This window comes from Sphingomonas sp. DMC8 (assembly GCF_056314185.1).
Genome location: NZ_JBQUYV010000001.1, coordinates 847214 through 873185 on the forward strand (window position 1 = coordinate 847214; position 25972 = coordinate 873185).

A 25972-nucleotide genomic window follows, 5' to 3' on the forward strand; every position below is an offset into this window, starting at 1 on the left:
CAGGCTATTCGCGTTTATTTGCTGGGGATTTCCCGAGGGCGGCGCGATTTCGCGGCCCCGTGCCCTGTGCCCCGCACCTTTGCCTGCCTCAGCGCCTGCTGATTGGCAGGTGCAGCGTGGCGGCAAGGCCGCCCGTTGCCGCCTCGGCAAGGCGCAGCGTGCCGCCATAGAGTTCGGCCAGCTCCCGCGCGATGGCGAGGCCGAAGCCATGGCCGTCGCCGCGCTCGTCTAGCCGTACCCCCGGCTCCACGGCCCGCGCCCGCGCTGCATCGGGGATGCCGGGGCCGTCATCTTCGACCGAAACCTGCGCCGAACCCTCCTGCACAACCGCGCGTACCATTACCCTCCCGCGGGCATGGCGCACGGCATTGTCTAGCAGGTTGCCGAGCATCTCATCGAAATCGGCCGGTTCCACCGCCACGGCAAGCGTCGCGTCGACTTCGGTGTCTATCGTCACTTTGCCCAGTGGGGCGAGCCGGGCGACGGTCGCCACCAGATCGCCGACGGCAGGCGACAGCATCGTCCGCGCCCGGCGATCGGTGATGCGTTCGCGGGCGCGCGACAGATGGTGACGGATCGTCGCATCGATGCGGGCAAGCAGCCCGGCATGGGCGGGTGCGTCGCGCAATTCGAGCGCCAGCGCCGCCACCGGCGTTTTCAGCGCATGGGCGAGATTGGCCGCCGATGCCCGTGCTGCCGCCAGCGCCGCATGATTGTCGTGCAGCAGGGCATTCAGCTCCTCGGCTAGTGGCCGTAGCTCGGAGGGCTGGTTTTCTGGAATATCGTCGGCGGTGCCGGAGCGGACCGCCGCCACCGCATCGCGCAGCGCCCGGAGCGGACGCAGCCCGTACCAGAGCTGGAGCAGGGCCGCCCCTGCCAGCACGAGCGACAGCAGGAACAGCAGGAACAGGAGCGGCACGATGGCGTCGTGGATCGGGCGTTCGATCACCGCACGCGGGGCTGCGGCGCGCAGCACGATCTTGCCTGCGGGAGAGGCAAGCGTGACTTCGCGGGCATGGACCGGCACACCCTCATCATCAGCGCCGTCGCGGGGCACCGGACCGCCCGACGCTTCTGGCGGCCCGGGGGGCCGGTGCCGGGGCTCGGGGTAGAGGCGGGGAAAATCCCGCGAGCCGATTGTCCGGTCGGGCGCGGCGATTTCCCAACGCCAGCCCGGACCGGCCTCCAGCGCGCCGCGCACCTGCGTCAGGCGGGCGGTATCGATATGGCCGTCAGCGGTGACGGCGGTGGTGAGCAGGGCGATCTGGGCATCGAGCCGACGGTCGATTCCCTGCGTGACCAGTCGCCCCAGCACCGCGCCGATCATCAGCCCGGCTACGACCAGCGCCAGAACGGTAGCCGCCGCAGACAGCAGCAGCATCCGGCCGCGGATCGACTTCATGCCGCGTCTCGGGCGGTCAGGCGATAGCCGCGCCCGCGCACCGTCTCGATCAAGTGGGCGCCGATCTTCTTGCGCAGCCGGCCGATGATCACTTCCAGGCTGTTCGAATCATTGTCGGCATCGCCTTCATAGACGCGCTCGAGCAGGCTGAGACGCTCGATCACGGTTTCCTTCGACAGCATCAGCGCCGACAGCACGCGCCATTCCAGCGCCGTCAGCCGCAGTGGGAAGCCGTCCAGTTCGAACTGGCCGCTCTGGCTGTCGAAGGCGAGGGGGCCGCAGGCGATGCGCGTCGCGGCATGGCCGGACGCCCGGCGCACGATCGCGCGCAGCCGCATCACCAGTTCCTCGACGCGAAACGGCTTGGTGAGGAAATCGTCGGCCCCGGCCTTGAAGCCCGCGACCTTGTCCGACCAGCCGGCGCGTGCCGTCAGGATCAGCACCGGCAGCGCGTGTCCCGCATCGCGCCACTGTTTCAGCACCGACAGCCCGTCCTGATCGGGCAGGCCGATGTCGAGCACCGCTGCGTCATAGCTTTCGGTGTCGCCGAGATGGGCCGCATCCACGCCGTTCACGGCCAGGTCGACTGCGCAATGTTCTGCGCGCAGCGCCCGGGCGATGGCGGGGCCCAGATCGGGATCGTCTTCTACCAGAAGGATACGCATGTCCGGTGGCTAGCCCTCCTCGTTAAACCGAATCTGAACCGCGACATTCAGCGTGCCGAGGGCGTGCCTTGCTACACCTGTTCCCGTCAGTCGAATTCAACAGAAGGAGTAGAAGCATGTCCTGGTTGCATGACAAGATGGCGGCGATGTCGTCGGGGGCCCGGTTTGCCGCGGGTGCCGCGCTGCTGGCGATCGGCGCCGCAGGTGGCGCGGGGGCCGCAGGACTTACCCGGCCCGGCATCGAAATGGCACCGACGATCGTGACGCCGATCGCCCGCCTGGGCCAGAGCAGCGGCATCGTGACGATCAAGGGGCGGATAGCCGAAATCTATGGCGATCGGCTGCTGGTGGCCGATGGGAGCGGCAAGGCGATGGTCGACGTCGGCCGCGATGCCGGCTCGGGGCTTGGCGTCGGCGCGAACGTGCTGGTGCAGGGACGTTTCGATAACGGCCAGTTGCACGGGTCGTTCCTGGTCGGTCCGGACGGCAAGGTAGCGGCTGTTGGGCCCGGTCCGCGCGGTATGGGCCCCGGTCCGCACGGCCCCGGTCCGCGTGAGCCGCACGGCCCGCCGCCGCCTCCGGGCGCACCGGTCCCGCCGCCGCCGGGGAATGCGCCGCCGCCTGCCGGATGCGCTGCGCCGGGCGCGGCACCGGCTGCTCCGGCACCCGCACCCGCACCCGCATCCGCCGCTGCGCCGGCCGCGCCGCAGCGCTGAACGATGGGGCGCCTCTCCGGAGGCGCCCCGTTTCCTTTGGTTCGGTCCGATGCGGCGATTACTTGCGTCGTGCGTTGAGCGGCGCTGAACACGCCCGCCACCTCCGGTTCAGGCAGCCGGGAGCAAGGTGGCGGCAATGGGTCGAACGAAAGGAAACCGCATGGCATATCTCCGGATGCGCCCCGCGATACTGGCGGCAACGGCGATGGCGCTGGCCCTCAGTGCCTGCAACGGCGCCAAAACGCCTGACAACCAGATATCCGCCGCCGACAACGCGGCCTTGCCGGCCTTGCCCCAGGCTGTTCCGTTGCAGCAGGGCGCTGCGACACCCCTCGCCGCCGCGCCGCCGCCTCAGGCGCTGCCCGCGACGCGGCACGTTCGCGTGGCGCGGCTCGCGCGCCCGTCCGATGCCTATGCCTATCTCGACCGCGCCGATGGCGTGACCGACGCGATCGGCGATGCGCCGCCGGATTATGCCTATGACGACGGGCGCGTTTCGCCCTGGGCGTGGCAGACCAGCCGGGGCGATGTCCGCTATGCCGAGCCGGTCGACGGCGGCTATCGCTATTATTATTACGAGCCCGGCGCCGCGACGCCCTATCTCGTCCGCGACCCGAACTATAGCTATGGCTATTCGGGCGACGAGCTGGTCGCTGTCTATGATGCGGCCGGCGCATTGCTGCCGCCCGACGGCTATTATGGCCGGATCGATTATGCCTCGCGCTACTTCGATCGCGCGGCCTATCTCTACCGGCTCGACCGCGAACGCGAGCATCGCGGCGTGATCGCGGCGAACTGGGCGGCACAACGCGCGGAAATCGCCGCGGTGCGCGCGCAATGGGCGGAGGACCGCGCCCGGCAGGCAGAATGGCAGGCCTATCACGCTGCGCACGAAGCGCAGGAACGCGATTATTGGGCCGAAGAACGGGAACGGCGTGCGATCGCAGCGCAGCGCTTCGTCGCGTGGCAGCAGAGCGGCGGCCGCGCGCCGATCCCCCAGCCGGTGGCCTATGCGCCGCCGCCGCAACAGCCGAGCTGGTTTTCGGGCTGGTTCGGCGGTGAGCGCCAGCGCGAGGCACAGCAGCGCGCGCAGTTAGCGGCGCAACAGCAGCAACAGCGCGCCCAGTTGGCGGCCCAGCAACAGCAGCGTCTGATCGCCGAACAACAGGCTCGCCAGCAGCAGGCGCAGATGAGCCAGCTACGGCAGCAGCAGGTGCTGGCCGAGCAGCAGGCGCACCAGGCCCGGTTCGCGCAGCAGCGGGCGATGCAGCAACAGGCGCAACAGGCGCGGGTTGCGCAGATCCAGCTCGCACAGCAGCGTCAGGCGCAGGTACATCGCCAGGAACAGGCGCAGCGCGCGGCGGCGCAACAGCGCGAGGTAATCGCACGGCGCGCGCAAGAGCAGGCACAGGCCCACCGGGCACAGATGATGGCCGCGCAGGCGCAGCAACGCGAACGGGCGGTGGCGGCCCAGCGCCAGCATGCCGAGGCCGTGCAACATGCCCGGCAGGAACAGCAACAGGCGCAGCGCGCGCAGCAACAGGCCCGTGCCGAAGCCGAATCGCGTCGGCGTCAGGCCCAGGCGGCGCGGGCGCAGGTGGCGGAGCGGCAGGCGCAGGCCCATGCGATGGAGCAGGCCCGCGCACATCCGCCTGAGCAGCCGCATCCGCACGCCAATGCCCCGCATCCGCAGACGTCCCCGCATCCGGCAAAGCCGCACGAAGGCGGCGAGCACGGCTGATTGTCTGCGAACGTCAGTCGGAACGCCCGCACCAGCCCGGCAGATAGGCGGCATCCTTCTGCCGGGCGGCGACAAGCGCTTTCTCGATCGCGCCTTCAAAGTCGCGCGCGACCAGCTTTGCGCCGATCCGGCGGCGCAGGAAATCGGCCCAGAGGAACTCCGAATAGGGCGTGCTGTCCTTGGCATAGCCGCCGGCGCGGCGCAGCTCGCCGGCCAGCGACCGATAGGGATCATCCTTCATCGCGCCGATCGTGCGGGGCAGGTCTTCATGCGTGTGGCGAACGCCCGTTTCGTCGAACGGGTGCAACCAGTTGCGATTGTCCATGAAGGTCCAGAACAGCGGCTTCTTCAGGTCGTGAAGATCGGCGATCACGCTGACCAGCACATGCTCCACGCCTTCCTCGTGCAGGGCGCGGACGAGATGATGATGGTCGATCACGAAGGGCACCGATTTCGGGCCGAGGATCACCGGTATCATGTGGCGGCCCAGAAAGTCCGGGCCATCGCGCTCCGCCCGCTTGCGCCATTCGGCGCGCTTGCGGGCGACTTCGCGAAAGCCGATGGTCATCTGTGTCGGTCGCAGACCGGCGACCGGCACCGGGTGCAGGGCAGGGGTGAAGTCGGCTCTCATCGCTGGGTCTCCCGCTGGGGCATGGCGGCCTGTACCGCCGAAACGGCATCGTCGACGCTGTAGCTGCTGCGACGGTCGAGGTCGGTTTCGCCGGCTGCGGCGATCAGGTCGCGCGCGCGGTCGTGCAACCGGGCGAGCTGGACGCGGAAGCCGGCCGCAGTCATCGCCCGGTCGAACTCGATCAGCGCGTCCAGCGCGGTGCTGTCGAGATCATAGCTTTCCTCCAGGCTCAGCACGACGGCCCGGGTGTTCGCTTCCGCGCGCGTGCCGGCGAGTACCAGACCCAGCATCCGCTCGGCATTGGCGAAGAACAGCGGCGCGGTCGGGCGCCAGATGGCGATGCCCGGGGGCGCCACTGCTTGGGCATGACGGGCGAGGTCGACATAATTGTGGCTGTCCCCCAGGCGGCCGAGCCGGGCGACACGCGGTGTCGCGAACCGCTGGATCAGCGCGGCAAGCGACAGGGCGATCGCCACCAGCATGCCGTCGAGCACGCCCAGCGCCAGCACGCCGGCAGCGGCGCCGATCGCGACATACTGGTCGCGGTCGAGCCGCCACAGCCGCAATAGCGGCATCGGGTCCAGCGCGTGGGTCAGTGCGGCAATCACCACCGCTGCGAGTACCGGCTCGGGCAGGCGGGCGAACAGCGGCGTCGCGAACAACAGCATCGCGGCGAGACCCAGCCCCGCGATCAGCCCCGCCAGCCGGCTCGTCGCACCCGCTGCCTCGCTGGCCGAGCCGGCCGAAAATCCGGCGCCGACCGGCATTCCGCGGACCAGCGCGCTGGCGAGATTGGCGAGGCCCAGCGCCATCAGCTCGCGATTGGCATCGACGCTGTCGCCATGCCGCAGCGCCAGCGAGCGGATCGTACCCCAGGATTCGGCGAACAGGATGAGCACCAGCGGCGCAGCGAACTGGGCCAGCCGCGAGCTGGTGTCCCAGTCGAGTCGGGGCAGGTGTGGCCAGCTCAGCGCGGTGTCGACTCGCCCCACCATCGCGACGCCCATTGCCTCGAGGTTGAAGGCGTGGGCGGCGGCGATGCCGGCGACCAGCACCACCAGCGGGCCGGGGATGGCCGGATAGCGTCGCAGCACGAGAAGTAGCAGCAGCGCGACGATGCCGATCAGCACGCTCGCCGGGTGCCAGCCGGGAATGGATCGCACCAGCCCTGCGCCGAACGCCAGAATATCGGCACCCTGAACCCCGACGCCGGTGATGATCGGCAACTGGTGGAGAATGATCGTAATCGCGATCCCCAGCGAAAAGCCGCGCAGCACTGGCCGCGAGATGAAGCCGGTCAGGCCGCCAAGCCGGAACGCGGCGGCGGCGAGGAACAACATCCCCGCCATGCCCACCAGCAGCGCAGCCAGCATTGCCCGGTCCTCGCCCGCAACCGGCAGTGCCGCCAGCGTCGCCGCCAGAATGGCCGCCGAGGACGAGGTGGCGGAGACGATCGCGAAGCGGCTGCGCCCGGCAGCGGCATAGACCAGGCAACCCGCGATGCCCGCAAAGATCGCATGTTGCGGCGCCAGGCCGGCAATGCCCGCATAGGCTATCGCTTCAGGGAGCATCAGGCCGGCGACGCACAGGCCGGCCACAAGGTCTTGGGTCCGCATCGCCGGCAATTAACGGCGCCAACGAAACGATTGGCAAGGGGCTATTCGGTTCGCGCAGGGTGCGGCGCCTTGGGCAGCTTGATTCCCAGCAGCACCAGCCGGTCGCCGGTGATGCCGAACCAATGCGGCACCCCCGCCGGGATGAGGAGGACATCGCCCGGACCCAGCGAGCGGGTCGTGCCGCCCTCGATGCGGCTGCCCTCGACCAATCCGGCGTTGCGCGTTTCCGCTTCTGCCAATGTGCCGCCGGAAACCAGCGTGCCGGTACCTTCGAGGACGATGGCATATTCCGCCGCCGCCGGATGCACTGCAGGGCGACCGGGCTTCTTCCAGATCTCGATCGCGGCGATCGTCTCGCGGTCGCGCACCAACGGGCGCCACGCAAAGCCCTGGCCGGGCTGCATCGCCGCCAGCATCGACTGAATCTGGGCGCGAACCTCGGCACCGCTGGCAAAGCCGGACAGATCGGCGGCAGGGGCTGCATTGGTTTGCGCGGTTGCGTTCGGGATGGCGGAAAGCGCGAGCAGCATCCCCGCCGGTATCAACGCCAAGGCCTTGGCCATCCTCGTCACCGCCGCATCTCCTTTGCTTTATCGTGGTACAACAGTGCCATAGTCGGCGAATGCGGGACAGCCCCCCGCCGCTAACCCTCGACCGGCCGGCGCAGCCGCGAGCGGGTGAGGTCGAGCGAATCCGTCAGCACTGCAGGCGCCGCGTCGCTGTCCTTGTCCATATCGGGATAACGATTCCAATATTCGGTGTGTGCGCCGCGCCCGTGGCGAATGCGCGTCGAGACCGGGCGGTCCCACACGCCTGCACCGAGGACCGGCGCCACCGGCCCGCCGATCGGGTCGCCCTGGAGCAGCCCGCGCGCGGGGAAGTAGAGGTTGGTCCACACGGTCACGCCGAATACCGCCGCGTGATCGACGATATGGATCGTCTTGCGACGGCGGTTCACCGGCGGAGTCTTGCGCGGATAGGAGAAATGCACGCCGTCTTCGCGGAAGGGCGGGGCGGTTGGCAGCTCGCGGCGTTCGATGCGCAGGCTGAAATCGGCCAGGTTTCGCGCGAGCAGCAGCGGCGCATGCGCCAGCGGACTGCCCAGCGTGACGAAATCGGTCACCAGCCAGTGCGCGCCCAGCCAGCGTTGTTCGAAATGGAGGTTCCGCACCGCCTGGCGCCATGCGTCGGGATCTGCGTCGGCGGCGGCTGCCTCGGCTTCGCCGAGCCGGGGCTGGGTGGCGGCGCCGTTCGGTCCGGCTTCCTCGATCTGGCGGCGCAGCTTCTCGCTCGCGCGCTGCCAGCTGAAATTGAGGATGTCATAGCCGATTACCGACCCCAGGCTGTGCCCGACGACGAGGATGCGGTCATAGCGCCCATCCTCGTGCAGCCGCTGGAGCAGTGCCACGCCTGCCTCGCGAATGCGGTTGCGCGCTTCCACGGTGCGTGGGTGCGGGTTCAGATAGATGGCGGCATCGCCGACATAGCTGCGCACGACATAATTGGCGGCGGCTACCGTGGCGGCGGCGAGGCCGGTCAGCGCGGGAAGATGCGGCCCGCGCACTTGCAGGCCAAGCGCCGTGGCAAAACTCGCGAGGGTTGCAGCGACGAGCAGCCCAAGTAGGATCCAGCAGATCCACCACAGCACGGCGAGGCGCCCCGGCACGTCCTTCTGCGGCCGCCGCATCAGCAGCCATAGCCAGGACAGCACGAACGGCCATCCCGCCACCGGCATCAGATGCTGCCAGTAAAATTCGATGAAGTCGCTGTCCTCATTGGCGGAAAAGGCCCGGTAGCGCCGTTCCTCGAAACCCTGCGAATAGGGATCGGGCTTGCTGTAGAACAGGCGTTTACCCGCGCTGTCCTTCTCCGCGCCCAGCACGCCCAGCACGAAGCCGGTCAGCGTATCCATAGGCCGCTGTTCGCCGATGCCGTGGATGACGATAACCGCCTGTCGCGGCCTGCCTGTGGTCGAGGTTGCGGAAGGGGACGGCACTTTCACGCCGCCTTTTGAGACGGAGAAGGGGCGGTGCGCGCTTCTCTGCCGCAGCGCATGGTTTCAGGCAGCATATTTCCCCCAATCGGCTGCACGGCCAAGCACGCAAGGCCTATCATGCCGATCCGAGCGTGAAAAGCATTGCTGCCCGAGTGGTTGCAAATTACTCAGAGTTATTATTCGTTGTTAGGAGAAGATTGCATGGGCTGCAGCACCCCCTCGCGTCGGGATTTCCTTGCCGCCGCAGGCACTGGCGCTGTGGCGTTGGGGAGCCTCCCGGCGGTTGCAGTGCCTGCGCACGCGGCCGACGATAAGGGCGCAGCGCCGAAAGTGCATGCAGCGCTCCAGCCCTTCGACATGGCGGATGTGACGCTGGCGGATAGCCCCTTCCTCCACGCCCAGCGGATGACCGAGGCCTATCTGCTTCGGCTCTCGCCCGACCGGCTGCTCCACCAATTCCGCGTCAATGCCGGGCTGGAGCCCAAGGCCCCGGCCTATGGGGGGTGGGAGTCCGACGCACTATGGGCCGACATCCATTGTCAGGGGCATACGCTCGGCCATTATCTCTCGGCCTGCGCGCTGGCGTTCCGGGGGACGGGCGACGCGCGGTTTCGCGAACGGGTGGAGTATATCGCCGCCGAACTGGCCGCCTGCCAGAAGGCGGCGGGCAGCGGGCTGGTCTGCGCCTTTCCGGAAGGGCCGGCGCTGGTGGCGGCGCATCTTCGCGGCGAGAAGATTACCGGCGTGCCCTGGTACACGCTGCACAAGCTCTATGCCGGGCTGCGCGACGGGGCGACGCTGGCGGACAGCCAGACCGCGCGTGCGGTGCTGCTGCGGCTCGCCGACTGGGGCGTGGTCGCGACCCGGCCGCTGTCAGATGCCGATTTCGAGCAGATGCTGGAAACCGAACATGGCGGCATGAACGAAGTCTATGCCGATCTCTATTTCCTGACCGGCAATGACGACTATCGCACGCTGGCCCAGCGCTTTTCGCACAAGGCGATCCTGGCGCCGCTTGCCCGGCACCGCGACCAGCTCGACGGGCTGCACGCCAACACCCAGTTGCCCAAGATTGTCGGTTTCCAGCGCGTCCACGAAGCGACCGGGGACGCCAGCTATGGCGAAGCCGCCAGCTTCTTCTGGGAGACGGTGACGCGCACCCGTTCCTTCGCCACCGGCGGGCATGGCGACAACGAACATTTCTTCGCGAACGCCGATTTCGCCGAGCATGTCTTTTCGGCCAAGGGTTCGGAAACCTGCTGCCAGCACAACATGCTGCGGCTTACCCGCGCGCTGTTCCTGCAGGCGCCGAGCGCCGATTATGCCGATTTCTACGAACGCACGCTCTACAACGGCATCCTCGCCTCGCAGGATCCGGACAGCGGCATGGCGACCTATTTCCAGGGCGCGCGGCCGGGTTACATGAAGCTGTACCATACGCCCGAGCATTCCTTCTGGTGCTGCACCGGCACGGGCATGGAGAACCACGTCAAATATCGGGATTCGATCTATTTTCGCGGCGATCGCGCGCTTTATGTGAACCTGTTCATCCCCTCGTCGGTGCAGTGGCGCGAGCAGGGTGCGGTGCTCACCCAGTCCACCCGCTTTCCGGAAAGCGCGGAGACGCATTTCCAGTGGAAGCTGGCAAAGCCCGCCACGCTGGCGCTGAAGCTGCGCCATCCGCGCTGGAGCCGGACAGCGACCGTGCTGGTCAATGGCGTGGAGACGCTGCACTCTACCGCGCCGGGCCGCTATCTCGACGTGACCCGGCTGTGGCGCGACGGCGATCAGGTGGAACTGCGCCTTGCCATGGAAGCCGGTGCGGTGGTCAACCCAGCGGCGCCCGACATCGTCGCGTTCACCTATGGTCCGCTGGTGCTCGCCGGCGCGCTGGGGCGGGAGGGGCTGGCGCCCGGCGCGGACATTGTCGTCAACGAGCGCGAATATGGTCGCTATAACGACACGCCCGTAGCGGTGCCGACGCTGGCGGGCGATCCGCAGGCGCTGGCGGCGGCGATCCGCCCGGGCGACCGGCCGCTCGAATTCCGGCTGGCATCGGCGGAGGGAGCGGCGGTGCGGCTGATCCCGTACTACCGCATCGCGCACGAACGCTACGCGACCTACTGGAAGCTTGCCCCGACCTCGGCCGCTAACCCGTCGAGATAGCCGCACAGCATGTCGGCGAGCGCTGCGGACCAGTCGGCGATTTCGGCTTCGGTTCGCGGGGTTTGCGAGAAGCGGTCGCCGACGCCGCTCAGCGTCATCTTGATCAGATGGCCGGCAAGTTCGCGGCGGTCAGCGGCCAGCTGGGGCAGGGACTCTTCCAGAAAGGTCTGGAAGATCCGTGCATTATCCGCCTTGGCCGCGACGGCTTCGGGTGCGTCGCGATAGAGCGGCGCGGCATCGTTGAGCGCGATGCGGATCGCGGCTTCCTCGCATTCGGAAAGCAGAAAGGCGTGGACGAGACGCCGCAGCCGCTCCGCCGGCGGACGGTCGCGCGCTTCCAATATGCCCCGCAGCATCGTCGAGGTGCGCCGCCATTCATCGGTCTGCAGGCGGAACAGGATCGCCGCCTTGTTGGGGAAATATTGGTAGAGCGAGCCGACACTGACGCCCGCCCGCTCGGCGACTCGCGCCGTGGTGAAACGCTGCGCCCCTTCGCGCATCAAAACCTGAATAGCGGCGTCGAGCACCGCCTCCACAAGCTGCGATGACCGCGCCTGGCGCGGCTGTTTGCGCGAGACGATGGGGGCAGTGCGGGGCGTGCTCATCGGTGCTTCCAGTCAATGCGAATAGCCAAAGCTGACGGATTAGTCGTATTTTTCCAGTAGGCAAGCACTCCCCTCCGCTTGGCCTTTGGAGAACTCTGATGACGACGCTTTCCAGCGCCCCCGTGGCGCCTCTTCTCGCGCGCCTGTTCGACGCGGCAGACCGCAATCCCGCAACGCAGAGCCCGCACTTCGCCGGCATCTCTCGCGACGAGCTTCAGCACGTGATGCGCAGCAAAGACCGCTACCGCGAATTTTATGCGGCGCTTCGCGATTTCGCGCTGCCGGTATCGCGCGAAGTGGGCGCGCTGCTCTACATGCTGGCGCGTGCGACGCAGGCCCGGACGATCGTGGAGTTCGGCACCTCGTTCGGCCTGTCGACGCTGCACCTGGCGGCGGCGCTGCGCGACAATGGCGGCGGGCGGCTGATCACCAGCGAGTTCGAACCCGCCAAGCTGGCGCAGGCCCGCGCCAATCTCGCCGAAGGCGGGCTCGACGATTTGGTCGACTTCCGCGAAGGTGATGCGCTGGAAACGCTCGCGGTCGACCTGCCCGACACGATCGATCTGGTGCTGCTCGACGGCGCCAAGGCGCTCTACTGCGACATTCTTGATCGTGTGGAGAGCCGGTTGCGGCCCGGCGCGATCCTGCTCGCGGACAATGCCGACCACGCCCCCGATTATCTCGATCGGGTCGGCAAGATCGCCAATGGCTATATGTCGATGCCGTTCAACGACGAGGTGGAGCTTACGATCCGCCTCGGCTGAAGGCCGCGCACCGGCGCTGCACCTACCGCGGCGCCGGAGTCGCCTACTGGCTCGTGCGCGCCTGCTCGGCGCCGTTGGTCAGGTCCGCCGCGTTCCAGCCGCCGCCCAGCGCCTGCACTAGCGCGGCATAGACCGTCTGGCGGTCGAGCTGGGCCTGGATTAGCGACCGTCGGGCGGAGAGGGCTGCCGCCTGCGCCGTGACGACGCTGCTATAGGCGACAATGCCGGCGCGGTACTGGTTGCGCAGCGACTCTTCGGACTTGTCGGCGGCAAGCGAGGCCGCGCGCAGATAGGCTTCCTGCCGGGCGAGCACTTCCTGCGCGATCAGATTGTCCTGCACCGACTGGAAGGCGGTGAGCGTCACTTGCCGGTAATTGGCGACCGCGGCGTCATAGGCGGCACGCGACTGGGCGAGGCGGGCATTCCGCGCCCCGAAGTCGAGCAGCGTTTCCGCCACCGATGCGCCAAGCGACCACAGCGAGGCGCCCGCGCTGAACAGGCCGGACAGCGAATCGTTGGAGAACCCGCCGCTGCCGGTCAGGCTGACGGTGGGGAAAAATGCGGCCCGGTTGATGCCGATCGTGGCATTGGCGGCGGCAACCTGGCGTTCGGCGGCGGCGATGTCGGGCCGCCGCTCGACCAGCGCAGACGGCAGTGCGACGGGGGCGTCGGGCACCACCGGCGTCCATGCCGCGCTGTTGGCGGCGATGCGGAAGCCGGCCGGATTCTCGCCGATCAGCACGGCAATCGCATCCTCGAACTGCGCGCGCGTCCGCGCCTGGCCTTCGAGATCGGACTGGGCGGAGGCGAGCTGCGACTGTGCCTGGAACACGTCGGTGCGGGCTACGGTGCCGGCATTATACTGGTTGGTAGCGATCTCCAGCGAGCGCTTGTACGCATCCACCGTCGCAGAAAGGCTGGCGATCTGCGCATCGGTGGCGCGCAGGCTCAGATAGTCGGTGACGAGCTCGCCCTGGATCGCCAACCGGGCATTGGCGACATCGGCCAGCCGCGCCTCTTCGGAGTAGCGGGCGTTGCGGACGGTGTTGGTCACGCTGCCGAACAGATCGGGTTGCCAGCTCTCCTGCAGGTTGACGCGGTAGCTGTCGCTGTTCTGGTTGTTGGCAAAGGTTGCACCATTGCTGGTGCCGGTGCCAGCCCCGGACCCGGTGCCGCCGGTGGTGTTCGCCGCGCGCCCGGCGGTCCCGCTATGGCTGTGCGTTACCGACCCGTTGGCGCTGACGGTGGGGAACAGGCTGGCATGGGCTTCGCGTGTAGCGGCGGTGGCCTGCCGCCACGAGGCTGCGGCCTGGGCAAGCGTCTGGTTATGCGCATTGGCACGCGAAACCAGATCGTTCAGCACCGTATCCCCAAATGCGGTCCACCAGTCGGGCCGCACCGCGCCGTCATTGGGGTTGGCGGGGCGCCAGCCGTCAACGGTCTTCCACGCAGCCGGCGCAGCTGCGGTCTCCGGCCGATGATAGGCCGGGGCGAGCGAACAGCCCGCCAGCGCGCTAAGCGCCAGCAGCGATGCAATCGGGCGGAGACGGATGCGGGTGGTCATGCGGGAAGCTCGCGAACTGGCAGGGGACGGGAACGCCGGCGACGCTGCGCCAGGCGATCGAGCAGGACATAGATGACGGGCGTGGTGATCAGCGTCAGCACCTGGCTGGCGATCAGCCCGCCGACGATCGCTACGCCGAGCGGCCGGCGCAGCTCGGCACCTTCGCCAAAGCCGATCGCCAGCGGCAGCGCGCCCAGTGCCGCGGCGATGGTGGTCATCAGGATCGGGCGGAAGCGGAGCAGGCTTGCCTCACGCGCCGCTGCCTCCGCCGACAGCCCGCGTTCTCGCTGGGCGGCGAGGGCGAAGTCGATGATCAAAATGGCGTTCTTCTTGACGATGCCGAGCAGCAGGAACAGCCCGATCAGCGCGATGATGTCGAACTCCATGCCGCAGATGATCAGCGCCAGCACCGCACCGGTGCCGGCTGCGGGCAGCGTGGACAGCACCGTCACCGGGTGGATCAGGTTCTCGTACAATATGCCGAGCACGATGTAGATCGCCACCAGCGCCGCCAGGATCAGCAGCGGCTGCGATCCTTGCTGCTGCTGATAGGTGAGGGCGGTTCCGGCAAAGGTTCCGTGCACGGTGCTGGGCATTGCGATCTGTGCCTCTGCCGCCTCAATTGCGGTCCGCGCGTCGGACAGCGCCTTGCCGGGCTTCAGGTCGAACGAAATCGTCGCGGCGACTTCGGTTCCCTGGTGGTTGACGCTGGCCGCCGTCGGGGCCTGCCGCACCGATGCCAGCGCGGTCAGCGGCACCATTGCATGGGCGGTGTTGCTGAGCGCCGATCCCGTCGAGGGATTGCGCAGCGCCGGGTTGGATACCACTGCCGCGGCAGTGCTGGCCTTGGTCGTCGTCGTTCCCTGCGCCGTGCCTGTGCTGCTCGCCAGCGGCGGCGGGGCGGCAGCGACGGTGCTGCCGGAGGGGCTGGCAGTCGCCAGATTGTCGGTCTGGACCGCCTGTGCGGGAATGCGGACATCGGGCAGCATGTGCGGGCCGGTGGTGGCCGCCGGATCCCAGCCAAGCACGACGCTGTACTGGTTTATGTCCTCATAAATGGTGGCGACGTTGCGCTGGCCGAAGGCGTCGTAGAGTGCATTGTCGACATCGCGGGGCGAAATGCCGACGCGGGCGGCGGCGTCGCGATCGATCGTCAGGAAGCTTTCGACTCCGTTTTCGGCCAGGTCGCTATCGACATTGGTGAAGACCGGGCTTTTCGTCATCGCGTCGTTCAGCTTTTGCGCCCAGATCTTCAGGTGCTCGGTGCTGTCCGCCATCAGCGTATATTGATAGGTAGCGTTGCTTGATCGGCCGCCGGTGCGCAGATCCTGCACCGGTGCAAGGAACAGGCGAATGCCCTCCACGGGCTGCAGCGCGCGCTGCAGCCGCTGGATCACCACGGTGCTCGGCTGGCCCGGCCGCTTCTCGACCGGCTTGAGCGCGATCAGCATGAATGCGCCGCCGCCGCGGCTGCCGCCGGTGAAGCCGACCACGCTCTGCACGGCGCGGTCCTTCTTGATGATGCCAACGACCTGTGTGAGCTTGTCCTGCATCGAAAGGAACGACACGCTCTGGTCGGCGCGCACGCCGGCGAAGATCAGCGGCGATTCCTGTTGCGGGAAGAAGCCCTTGGGCACCACCACATACAGATAGACGGTCAGGCCCATCACCGCGACGAGCAGCAGCACGACCAGCGGCTTCATCGCCAGCGCCCAGTCGAGCACATGCGCATAGCCGCGTTCCAGCCGCGTATAGCCGGCTTCCAGCGCCCGCGCGAAGCGGCCCGGCGTCTTGGGGGCAGCTTCCGGATCGTGCTTGCGCAGGAACCAGGCGCACAGCATCGGCGTGGTGGTCAGCGACAGCACGAGGCTGATCATCACCGCGACCGACAGCGTTACGGCAAACTCGCGGAACAGCCGCCCCACGATCCCGCCCATGAACAACAGCGGGATGAACACCGCGATCAGGCCGATCGACATCGACAAGACGGTGAAGCCCACCTCGCGCGCGCCGAGCAAGGCCGCCTCAAACCGGTCCATGCCCTTTTCGAGATGGCGGGTGGTGTTCTCCAGCACGACGATGGCGTCGTCGACCACGAACCCCGTCGCGACCGTGATCGCCATCAGCGATATGTTGTTGAGGCTGAACCCGATTAGGTACATCACCCCGAAAGTGCCTAGCAGTGAGACGATCGTGGCGACGGCGGGGATGAAGGTTGAGCGCACGTCGCGCAGGAAAGCGAACACGACCACGACGACCAGCACCAGCGCGATCAGCACGGTGATCTCGATTTCGCGGATTGAGGCGCGGATCGAACTCGTGCGATCCATCGCCACATCGAGATGGATGTCGGCCGGAATCTGCGCCCGCAGCGTCGGCAACTCGGCACGGATCGCGTCGACCATCTTGATCAGGTTCGCGTCGGGCTGCTGCGTGATGTTGACGACGATGGCGCGCTTGCCATTGTAGAGACCCATCGTTCGCAGGTCAGCGACGCTGTCGTTCACATTGGCGATGTCGCCCAGCCGCACCGGCGCGCCGTTTCGCCAGGCGATGACCAGCGGGCGATAGTCCGCCGCCACACGGCCGGCGGCATTGGTATAGATTTGCCAGGCGCGGCCGGTGGTGCTGCTCTGGAGCAGTCCTTTGGGACGGTTGGCATCGGCCGCCTCGATCGCTGCACGGACATCTTCCATGGAAATGCCGTAGCTGTTGAGGCGATAGGGATTCACATCGACGCGCACCGCCGGCAGCGATCCGCCGCCCAGTTCGACATCGCCCACGCCGGGGATCTGCAGCATCAGCTGCTGCACCGTATTGGAGACGGCATCGTAAATCTGGCCGGCCGTCTTGGTGTCGGACGTGAGAGCCAGCGTAATCACCGGCTGGTTGGCGGGATTGACCTTGCGATAGGTGGGGTTCTGCTTGAGCGTCGCAGGCAGATCGGCGCGCGCGGCGTTGATCGCTGCCTGCACCTCGCGCGCGGCGGCGTCGATATTCACCGACAGGTCGAATTGCAGCGTGATCCGTGTGGTGCCCAGCGAACTGGACGAGGTCATCTCGGTCACGCCGGCAATGGTCGAGAGGCGGCGTTCGAGCGGCGTGGCGATGCTCTGCGCCATCACTTCGGGACTGGCGCCGGACAGGTTGGCGGATACGCTGATCGTCGGCAGGTCGAGTTGCGGCAGCGGCGCCACGGGGAGCGAGAAAAAGCCCGCGATCCCCGCCAGCGCCAGCCCGATCGTCAGCAGTATCGTGGCGATCGGGCGCCGGATGAAGGGCGCGGAAAGGTTCACGCGCCTGCCTCCGCGCTCACATTCGGGTTGGCGCGGACGCCCCAGCCATGCCGGGCCAGCTTCTGCTGCGCGCGATCGAAATAGAGATAGACGATCGGCGTGGTGAACATCGTCAGCAACTGGCTGACCAGCAGACCGCCGAAGATCGCGATACCCAGCGGCCGGCGCAGTTCGGCGCCTTCGCCGATGCCCAGCATCAGCGGGATCGCCGCGAACAATGCCGCCAGCGTCGTCATCAGGATCGGGCGGAAGCGCAGGATTGCTGCCTGGCGAATTGCTGCGGCCGGGCTGAGCCCCTCGTCGCGCTCGGCGGCGATCGCGAAGTCGATCATCATGATCGCGTTCTTCTTCACGATACCGATCAGCAGCACGATGCCGATGATGCCGATCACGTCGAGATTGTGCCCGGTCACCCACAGGGCGAACAGCGCGCCGACCGCAGCCGACGGCAAGGTCGACAGGATCGTCACGGGGTGGATGAAGCTCTCATAGAGCACACCCAGCACGATATAGACGCAGATGATCGCCGCCAGGATCAGCAGCAACTGGTTGCCCAGCGAGGACGAAAAGGCTCCAGCCGCGCCGAGGAAGGTCACCGAAATGCCTGGCTTAAGCTTGAGCTGCGCGATGGTGTCGCGGATCGCAGCGGTGGCCGTGCCCAGCGAAACGCCGGGCGCCGTATCGAAATTGACGGTAGCGGCCGGGAACTGGCCGACATGGGTGACGGCAAGCGGCGAGCGGCCCTCGCGGATCGTTGCCACCGCGTTCAGCGGCGTCGATCCGCCCTGGGACGGCAGGTGCAGCAGACCCAGCGACTGCGGATCGGTGGCGAGGCCCGGCACGGCCTCCAGGATCACGCGATACTGGGTGGTCTCGGTAAAGATGGTCGAGACGATGCGCTGCCCGAACGCCGAATAGAGCGTGTCGTCGACGCTGGAGGCGGTGATGTTCAGCCGCGCAGCGCTGTCGCGGTCGATGTCGACATAGGCAGCCGCACCGGTCGCGCCCGCATCGGTCGAGACATTGGCGACCTTGGCGACATGGCGCAGCGCCGCGACGATGCGCTGTGCCTCGCTGTTGACGTCGGCGGTGTTCGATCCTTCGACCGAGAAGCGATACTGGGTCGGCCCGCTTTCGGCGTCGATCGTCAGATCCTGGGTCGGCTGGACGTAAAGCGTGATGCCGGCGATCCGGTCGACCGCATCCTCCAGCCGCCGCATCACCGCCGCCTGATTGCCGTGCGACGGCTTCAGGTTGACCAGCATCGTGCCGACGTTGAGCGAGGCGTTGTTCGATCCGTCGACGCCTACATAGGAGGAGAGATTCTCCACCGCCGGATCGGCCAGGATCGCCCGAGCCGCTTGCGCCTGCAGCGCGGCCATATGGTCGTACGACACGCCGTTGGTGGCTACGATCCGCGCCTGGAGCTGGCTGGTGTCCTGAGTAGGGAACAGCCCCTTGGGAATGACGAGGTACAGCAACACTGTCAGCCCCAGCGTGGCGATCGCTACCAGCAGCGTCGCGAAGCGGCGGCGCAGCACGAAATCCAGTCCGGTCTCGTACCGCCGCTCGACCCAGTCGAACAGGGCGGCCGATCGCTGGGCAACGCGGCTCGGCTTCTCCTCCGACGGGCGCTTGAGCCAGCGGGCGGAGAGCATGGGCGTGAGAGTCAGCGACACCACGGCCGAGATCAGGATCGTCACCGCCAGCGTCACTGCGAATTCGCGGAACAGGCGCCCGACAATGTCGCCCATGAACAACAGCGGGATCAGCACCGCGATCAGGCTGACGGTCAGCGAGATGATGGTGAAGCCGATCTCGCCCGCACCCTTCAGCGCCGCCTCGAACGGACCCATGCCGTCCTCGATATGGCGCTGGATATTCTCGATCATCACGATCGCGTCGTCGACGACGAAGCCTGTCGCGATGGTCAGCGCCATCAGCGAGAGATTGTCGAGGCTGAAGTTGAGGAGATACATCACCCCGAACGTGCCGATCAGGCTGATCGGCACCGCGAGCCCGGCCACCAGCGTCGCGCGGGCGGAGTGCAGGAAGAAATAGATCACCAGCACGACAAGGACGACCGCGAGCACCAGTTCGAACTCGACATCGTGCACCGAGGCGCGGATGCCGGTGGTGCGGTCGGCCAGCACTTCGGCATGGAGGCCTGCGGGCAGGCTCTTCAGCAGCACCGGCAACTGCCGTTTGATGGCGTCGGTGGTGGCGATCACGTTGGCGCCCGGCTGACGCTGAACATTCAGGATGATCGCCGGCGTCTCGTTGGCGAGCGCGCCCAGCCGGCTGTTTTCCGCACCTTCGGCAACCTGCGCGACGTCGCCCAGCCGCACCGGCGCGCCGTTCTGATAGCTGACGATCAGGTTCTTATAGTCGTCGACGGACTGCAGCTGGTCGTTGGCATTGATCTGGTAGGACCGGTTGGGGCCATCGAAGCTGCCCTTGGCCGAATTTGCATTGGCATTGCCGATGGCGGTGCGGATCTGGGCAAGGCTGAGGCCGTAGCTCGACAGTTTCTGCGTGTCGGCGCGAATGCGCATCGCCGGCTTTTGCCCGCCTGCCAGGCTCACAAGGCCGACGCCGGTGATCTGGCTGATCTTCTGCGCCAGCCGCGTATCGACCAGCGACTGAACCTGGGTAAGCGGAATTGTGTCCGACGTGATCGCCAGCGTCAGGATCGGCGCGTCCGCCGGGTTTACCTTGGCATAGACCGGCGGTGCGGGCAGGTCGGCGGGCAGCAGCGCCTGCGCCGCATTGATCGCCGCCTGCACTTCCTGTTCCGCCACATCGAGCCCGGTCGACAGGTTGAACTGCAGCGTGATGACCGACGCGCCCGAGGAACTGGTCGATTCCATCCGCGTCAGCCCCGGCATCTGCCCGAACTGGCGTTCGAGCGGCGCCGTGACGGTCTGGCTCATCACTTCCGGGCTGCCGCCGGGATAGAGGGTGCTGACCTGGATGGTCGGATAATCGACCTCAGGCAGCGCCGACAGCGACAGATTGCTGAAGCCGACCAGACCCGCCAGCACGATCGCGACCATGAACAGCGCGGTCGCGACCGGGCGCAGGATGAAGATGCGCGACGGACCCACGGATCAGCCGCCCTGGCCGCCGCCATGGTGCCGGCGCTTGCCGCCGCCCTGGCCATCCCGCGCGGGCGGGGCATCGCCGGGCAGCGCGACCTTGGCGCCTTCGGTCAGCCGGTCGGAACCGTCGGTCACCACCGTATCGCCCAGCGCAAGACCGTCGGTAATCTGCGTTTTGTCGGCCACGGCAACGCCCAGCTTGACCTTGCGCTCGGTGACGGTGCGGTCCGGCTTGAGCAGCCAGACGAACGGGCCGTCCGGGCCGGACTGGATTGCGGCGGGCGGCACGGTTACAGCCTTCTGCACCGTCTCGACCGTCAGCCGCACATTGACGAACTGGCTGGGATAGAGCTGGAACCCCGCATTGGCGAAGCGTGCCTTGCCCTTGATCGTGCCGGTCGTCGTGTCGACGCGGTTGTCCAGCGTCGAGAAGCTACCCGTGTCGAGCGTGTTGGTGCGGGTGCTGTCGAGCGCGATCGCCGGGATCTGCGCGCCTTGTGCAATGCGCTTCTGAATTTCCGGCGCCTGTTGTTGCGGTACCGCGAATTCCACGTCGATCGGCTGGAGCGTAGTAACCACCACGATGCCGTTGCTATCGCCCGCGCCGATATAGTTGCCGATATCGACCACCTTCAGGCCGGCACGCCCGCTGACCGGCGACACGATGCGTGTATAGCCCAGGTTGATCTGCGCCTGCTGTACCGCGCCGCGATCGGCAAGCACCGTGCCTTCGAGCTGGTGGACCAGCGCGGCCTGGGTGTCGCGGTCCTGCCGCGCGATCGAATCCTGATTGAGCAGCGTATTGTAGCGGGCGAGCTGGAGCTTCGCATTTTCCAGCTGTGCCTGATCGCGCGCCAGCGAACCGCGCGCCTGCATCAGCGCCGCCTGATAGGGACGCGGATCGATCAGCGCGAGCACCTGGCCCTTACGGACGATCTGGCCTTCGCGGTAGAGCAGCTGGATGATGGTGCCCGATACCTGCGGGCGCACCGTGACGGTTGCCGCCGGCGTCACGGTGCCGAGCGCTTCGACCTGCACCGGAAGATCGGCCTGCGTCGCCTTGGCCGTGCCCACCGTGGTGGGCGCCGCCATGCCGCCGCGCCGGCCCCCGCCGCCAAAGCCGCCGCCTGCACCGGGGCGCCCGCTGCCGGACTTTCCTGCCCCGCTGCTGCCTTGCGACAGGAAAACGGCAAGCGCGACCAGCGCGACGATCGCACCCAAACCGACGATCCAGCTGATCGTTCGCGCCCGGGGAGAGAGCGTGCGTCGCTCTATCGTTGCTTGGTTTTCGTGCTGTGCGGCAAAATCCGGGTCGTGCTGATCCATATCGCTCTCGTTCCATTCGCGCGCCGCTACGCGCTCAGCATAGTATAGAGGCAAAATCGGCCGCGTCCGTTATGACACCCGGCGGCGGCATGGTGTCTGCCCCGGGGATCGTACGCGAAACGAGAACCGGTTTTCGCAGGCGCACCCCTATGCGGGGTTTGTCGCAAAACTATGTCGGGCATATTGGTTTGCGCAGAAACGCAAATGCGCGCTGGCTTGCCCGGAGGGCGATCGCAGTTTGTTGCTTCGCTCCGCTCCCTGCTGGTCGCGGGGAATGGCGTGCGGGATGGCCTGTCTGCGAGGGAACAGGCGTAGGGTCTATCGGCGCGCCGGGCTCAGGCCCGGAAGACCCGATTTCTCAGCGCACCCACTGTGCCAGCCAATCGGCCAGCGCCTGTGGGGAGAGGCTGCGGGCATCGGCCAGCGCCGATACGCGGCCGCCGTTGAGCAGGCGATCCGTCTTCGGATCGACCACCAGCAGGGCGGGAACGCCTTCCAGCTTCGGCCCCGCGCCATAATGGGTCGGAATGGCAAGGTTGCGGTCGAACCGGCCGATGTCGACCGTCACCAGTTCATAATGCCGTTCCACCCAGGGCTTCAGCTTCGGCAGCTCGATCGTGCCCGCGAGCAGCCGACAGTCGAGACACCAGTTACCGCCCAGATCGATCAGCAGCAGCTTGTGCGCCTTCAGCGCCCGCGTCCGTGCGGCCTTCACCGCGGCGGCAGCGTCGGCATTTTCGTTATAGGGCAGGGGCAACGGTTTGGGCAGCGCGTTGAAACTGGTGATGTCGAGCCGCGGTGCTGCGTCCGGTGCCGGTGCGAAGGCCGGAAGCGTGAAGGTCAGGGCAAGCAGAAAGGGCAAGGCAGCGCGGCGCATGGAAGCTCCCGGAAACGGAGTATCTGACGATTTGCGCAGATAGTCCGTGACGCCCGCGACATTCCGAACAAAGGAATTATGGTGCCATTGAAAGTGTAGGTTTATCGCTTAAGAGCATGAATTTGCTAATATATATTGGTTGGTGGCTACTTTCGCTTTCGCGGCTCGAACCATTTCTTTCCTGAAATCCCACTAAAAAGATGGGATAATCCCCCTTGCAATCAGAATGAAGGGGTTGAGCATGCATGTTTTTCGCGCCGCACTGTTGGTTGCAGCGTCGTCGGTCGCGCTGTCGGGTCAGGCCTGGGCGCAACAGGCCGACCCCTCCGGCGCCGAGGCGGAAGTCGGCCAGGAAAACGCTGCCCAGGAAGTCGTCGTAACTGGTACACGCAGCCAAGGCCGCTCGCGCCTTGATACTGCTTCGCCGGTTGACGTGATCAGCGCGCAGACGCTCGGCCGCCAGGGCACGACTGAACTGGCCGCAGCAGTGGCGGCGGCCGCGCCGTCGATCGACTTTCCACGCCCCTCTGCAGTGGACGGCACCGATGCCGTGCGCCCGGCAACGCTGCGCGGCCTTTCGCCGGACCAGGTGCTGGTGCTGGTGAACGGCGTGCGCGCAAACAGCTCGGCACTGCTCAACATTAACGGATCGGTGGGGCGCGGTTCTTCGGCGGTCGACCTCAACACCATTCCTACCGTCGCGCTGGAGCGGATCGAGGTGCTGCGCGACGGTGCCGCGGCACAATATGGATCGGATGCGATCGCCGGCGTCATCAACCTGCGCTTGCGTCAGGCACGCTCGGGCGGTGGCGCTTCCGCCACCTATGGCTTCTACGCCACCGATATCGACACGGCGCGCGGCAGCCGCAGCACCACCGGCGAGCCAACTTTCACGGCATCCGGCTGGCAGGGGATCGGGTTCGGCCAGGACGGCTATATCACCGTGTCGGGCGAGTATCTGAACCGCAAGGCGACCAACCGCGCCGATTTCGATCCGCGCGTCACGCCCAGCCGCGTCACCGGCCGCTTCGGCGACCCGGAAGTCGAGCAATATACGGGCTATATCAACGCCGGCACCAGCATCGCGCCCGGCTGGAAGCTCTATGGCTGGGGCGGCTATCAGGATCGCGACAGCCGGAGTGCGGCCTTTCCCCGGCTGGCAAGCGCCGCCACCACGACGGCGGGCTATCCCAACGGCTTTCTGCCGATTATCAATACCAAGTCCACCAATGCCAGCGGCGCGCTGGGCCTGAAGGGCGATGTGGCCGACTGGTCGGTCGACGCGCATGTCGGCTATGGCCGCAACCGGCTCGCCTATTACACGCGCAATTCGGCCAACTATGCCTATGGCAGCGCGACACCGACGAACTTCTACGACGGCGCGCTGATCTATGACCAGTGGGTCGGCGGCGTCGATGTGGCGCGCAAGTTCGACGTTTTCCAGTCGCTCAATGTCGCCTTCGGTGTCGAGGGGCGACGGGAAGGCTACAAGATCACGCCAGGCGAGCGGGCGTCCTATGACTACCCGCCCAGCGGCGCCGTCGCGGGCGCTGCGCCGGGCGCGCAGGGCTTTGGCGGCTTCTCGCCGGCGAATGCGATCACGCGCTCGCGTCGCAGCGTCTCCGGCTATCTCGATCTCGAAGCGCAACTGACGCCGGCCTTCCAGGCAGATGTCGCAGTGCGCGGCGAGCATTATTCGGACTTTGGCGACACGGCCAATGGCAAGCTGTCGCTGCGCTATGACGTCGCGCCGTGGTTCGCGCTGCGTGGTACCGCGTCCACCGGATTCCGCGCGCCCAGCCTGCAGCAGCAATATTTCACCTCGATCGCGCAGGTGGTGCAGAACGGAACGCCGGTGCTGACCGGAACCTTCCCCTCCACCAGTGCGGTTGCCACGGCGCTGGGCGGCAAGCCGCTCCAGCCGGAAAAGTCGACCAACCTGTCGATCGGTACGGTCATCCGTGCTGGCGGGTTCGACCTTACCGTGGATGCTTATCAGATCCGCCTGCGCGACCAGCTTGCCTTGTCGGAGAACATCCAGGCGAGCTTCAGCCCACAGGTGGCGGCAATCCTCGCGCCGTTCAACGTGCCGTCGGCTCGCTTCTTCATCAACGGGCTGCGCTCGCGGACGCGGGGCGTCGATGCCGTGGCGCATTACCGGCTGGGCCACCCGGCCGAAGGGGCAGGGCAGTTCGACTTCACGGTTGCCGCCAATGTGAACGAGATCGTCGTCACCAAGGTGCCGACCAACACCGCGACGGTGAACCCCGCGCCGGTGCTGTTCGCGCGCAGCCGCATCCTGACGATCGAACAGGGGACGCCGGGCGAGAAGGTGACGGGCTCGATCGAGTGGAGCCGCGACAAGCTGGGCGCGACGCTGCGCGGAACCTATTATGGTGACGCCAACCAGCCGGGCACTGCCGCGAACGGGTCCGCCGACATCCACACCGGCCAGAAGTTCATCACCGATCTCGAACTGCGGTATCAGCCGGTGAAGGGCGGTCAGGTGGCGATCGGCGCGAGCAACCTGTTCGACATCTATCCGGATCGTACCATTGCCGCGAACAACTCGACCGGCGTGCTGGGCTTCCCCTTCTATTCGCCCTTCGGTTTCAACGGGCGCTATCTCTATGCCCGCATCGGCGTGAACTGGTGATCGCCCAGCGGCACTTCGTCCGGCGCGATCCCGGGGCGGTGCCGGCCCGGCCGGTGATCGGCGTGCTCTGCTGCAACGAAGTGGCAGAGCGGCCGATCCAGGCCGTGGCGAGCCGTTTCATCGAGCCGCTGTCGCGCATTTCCGGGGCGACGGTGCTGCTGGTCCCTGCGCTGGCCGATGTCGCCGATGTCGGTGCGCTGGCGGGGCGGCTTGACGGGCTGTTGCTCACCGGTTCGCGCTCGGATGTCGAGCCGCATCATTATGGTGGCGGCGCTCCGGTCGCGGGCGGGCGGTCCGATCCGCAGCGCGACCGGGTGGCGCTGGCGCTTGCCGAAGTCATGATCGAGAGCGCCCGGCCGGTGTTCGGCATCTGCCGGGGCTTGCAGGAAATCAACGTGCTGTTTGGCGGATCGCTGCGTCGCGACCTGGGGGAGGGGCATCACCGCGCCGACGACGTTCCGTTCGAGGCGTTGTTCGAGCACCGCCATGACGTAACACTGCGGGCTGACGGGATGCTGGCCGGGCTGGGCGAGGGCCGCTGCATCAACGTCAATTCCGTGCATCGCGAGGGGATCGACCGGCTGGGCGGTGGGCTGTCCGTGGAAGCGGTTTCGGACGGCGACGGCCTGATCGAGGCTATCTCCGCCAGTCCCTGCGGCGCGGACGTGCTGGCGGTGCAGTGGCACCCTGAATGGCACGGAGCGCGGACGCCCGCAGATCGCGGCTTTTTCGAGCGGATCGGGCGGGCGCTGCATCGCGAACGGGCTGGTTAGCATTACAGTTGCGTTTTTGATCATGTTCTGAATCAATGGGTGACCATGACGAGGGAGGTCGTGGTGACGGGGGCATC

At 67.0% G+C, this 25972-nt stretch carries 18 protein-coding genes; 6 read left to right on the plus strand and 12 right to left on the minus strand.

Going from position 1 to position 25972, the window contains the following annotated elements; translation table 11 throughout:
- Positions 1-88: 88 nt before the first annotated feature.
- Complete coding sequence (locus ACT53K_RS04025) at positions 89-1402, minus strand: sensor histidine kinase (protein ID WP_476227239.1); 1314 nt, start codon at positions 1400-1402, stop codon at positions 89-91.
- The gene (locus ACT53K_RS04030; RefSeq protein ID WP_476227240.1) at positions 1399-2067 is read right to left on the minus strand and encodes a response regulator transcription factor; all 669 of its coding nucleotides are present in this window, start codon (positions 2065-2067) and stop codon (positions 1399-1401) included. The genes ACT53K_RS04025 and ACT53K_RS04030 overlap by 4 nt, the downstream gene beginning before the upstream one ends.
- A gap of 116 nt (positions 2068-2183) precedes the next feature.
- Here ACT53K_RS04030 and ACT53K_RS04035 point away from each other — a divergent pair, with 116 nt between their 5' ends.
- Entirely contained in the window at positions 2184-2783 is a 600-nt protein-coding gene (locus ACT53K_RS04035; RefSeq protein WP_476227241.1) for a hypothetical protein, read from the plus strand.
- A gap of 160 nt (positions 2784-2943) precedes the next feature.
- Positions 2944-4524 (plus strand): hypothetical protein, encoded by a 1581-nt coding sequence (locus tag ACT53K_RS04040; protein WP_476227242.1) that lies wholly within the window; start codon positions 2944-2946, stop codon positions 4522-4524.
- Positions 4525-4537: 13 nt separating this feature from the next.
- On the opposite strand, the gene ACT53K_RS04045 is transcribed toward ACT53K_RS04040, so the two are convergent.
- The 4 genes from ACT53K_RS04045 to ACT53K_RS04060 form a co-directional block, all read right to left on the minus strand.
- Positions 4538-5155 carry a ParB-like protein gene (locus ACT53K_RS04045; RefSeq protein WP_476227243.1) on the minus strand — a complete coding sequence of 206 codons (618 nt, stop codon included), beginning with the start codon at positions 5153-5155 and terminating at the stop codon, positions 4538-4540.
- Positions 5152-6771: a SulP family inorganic anion transporter gene (locus tag ACT53K_RS04050; RefSeq protein ID WP_476227244.1), complete on the minus strand. Its 1620-nt coding sequence runs from the start codon at positions 6769-6771 to the stop codon at positions 5152-5154. The genes ACT53K_RS04045 and ACT53K_RS04050 overlap by 4 nt, the downstream gene beginning before the upstream one ends.
- Positions 6772-6812: 41 nt before the next feature.
- Entirely contained in the window at positions 6813-7334 is a 522-nt protein-coding gene (locus ACT53K_RS04055; protein WP_476227285.1) for a cupin domain-containing protein, read from the minus strand.
- A gap of 80 nt (positions 7335-7414) precedes the next feature.
- Positions 7415-8767 carry a hypothetical protein gene (locus tag ACT53K_RS04060; RefSeq protein WP_476227245.1) on the minus strand — a complete coding sequence of 451 codons (1353 nt, stop codon included), beginning with the start codon at positions 8765-8767 and terminating at the stop codon, positions 7415-7417.
- Between the two features lie 201 nt (positions 8768-8968).
- Between ACT53K_RS04060 and ACT53K_RS04065 the strand changes: the two genes are divergently transcribed.
- Positions 8969-10933: a glycoside hydrolase family 127 protein gene (locus ACT53K_RS04065; protein ID WP_476227246.1), complete on the plus strand. Its 1965-nt coding sequence runs from the start codon at positions 8969-8971 to the stop codon at positions 10931-10933.
- On the opposite strand, the gene ACT53K_RS04070 is transcribed toward ACT53K_RS04065, so the two are convergent.
- Positions 10888-11538 (minus strand): TetR/AcrR family transcriptional regulator, encoded by a 651-nt coding sequence (locus ACT53K_RS04070; RefSeq protein ID WP_476227247.1) that lies wholly within the window; start codon positions 11536-11538, stop codon positions 10888-10890. The two genes, ACT53K_RS04065 and ACT53K_RS04070, sit on opposite strands and share 46 nt — an antisense overlap.
- Positions 11539-11636: 98 nt before the next feature.
- Here ACT53K_RS04070 and ACT53K_RS04075 point away from each other — a divergent pair, with 98 nt between their 5' ends.
- The gene (locus ACT53K_RS04075) at positions 11637-12302 is read left to right on the plus strand and encodes an O-methyltransferase (RefSeq protein ID WP_476227249.1); all 666 of its coding nucleotides are present in this window, start codon (positions 11637-11639) and stop codon (positions 12300-12302) included.
- Positions 12303-12345: 43 nt separating this feature from the next.
- Here the strand turns inward: ACT53K_RS04075 and ACT53K_RS04080 are convergent, their stop codons facing one another.
- The 5 genes from ACT53K_RS04080 to ACT53K_RS04100 all read right to left on the minus strand — a co-directional run bounded on the left by ACT53K_RS04080 (position 12346) and on the right by ACT53K_RS04100 (position 22466).
- Complete coding sequence (locus ACT53K_RS04080; protein WP_476227250.1) at positions 12346-13866, minus strand: efflux transporter outer membrane subunit; 1521 nt, start codon at positions 13864-13866, stop codon at positions 12346-12348.
- Positions 13863-17162 carry an efflux RND transporter permease subunit gene (locus ACT53K_RS04085; protein WP_476227251.1) on the minus strand — a complete coding sequence of 1100 codons (3300 nt, stop codon included), beginning with the start codon at positions 17160-17162 and terminating at the stop codon, positions 13863-13865. Before ACT53K_RS04085 ends, ACT53K_RS04080 begins: the two co-directional genes overlap by 4 nt.
- Positions 17159-20269, minus strand: coding sequence for an efflux RND transporter permease subunit (locus ACT53K_RS04090; RefSeq protein ID WP_476227252.1), 3111 nt, complete (start codon positions 20267-20269; stop codon positions 17159-17161). The genes ACT53K_RS04085 and ACT53K_RS04090 overlap by 4 nt, the downstream gene beginning before the upstream one ends.
- A 3-nt stretch (positions 20270-20272) precedes the next feature.
- Entirely contained in the window at positions 20273-21589 is a 1317-nt protein-coding gene (locus ACT53K_RS04095) for an efflux RND transporter periplasmic adaptor subunit (RefSeq protein WP_476227253.1), read from the minus strand.
- A 358-nt stretch (positions 21590-21947) separates the two neighbouring features.
- The gene (locus tag ACT53K_RS04100; protein ID WP_476227254.1) at positions 21948-22466 is read right to left on the minus strand and encodes a thioredoxin family protein; all 519 of its coding nucleotides are present in this window, start codon (positions 22464-22466) and stop codon (positions 21948-21950) included.
- A 241-nt stretch (positions 22467-22707) separates the two neighbouring features.
- Here ACT53K_RS04100 and ACT53K_RS04105 point away from each other — a divergent pair, with 241 nt between their 5' ends.
- Positions 22708-25122: a TonB-dependent receptor plug domain-containing protein gene (locus ACT53K_RS04105; protein ID WP_476227255.1), complete on the plus strand. Its 2415-nt coding sequence runs from the start codon at positions 22708-22710 to the stop codon at positions 25120-25122.
- Positions 25119-25895 (plus strand): gamma-glutamyl-gamma-aminobutyrate hydrolase family protein, encoded by a 777-nt coding sequence (locus tag ACT53K_RS04110; protein WP_476227256.1) that lies wholly within the window; start codon positions 25119-25121, stop codon positions 25893-25895. The genes ACT53K_RS04105 and ACT53K_RS04110 overlap by 4 nt, the downstream gene beginning before the upstream one ends.
- Positions 25896-25972 lie beyond the last annotated feature (77 nt).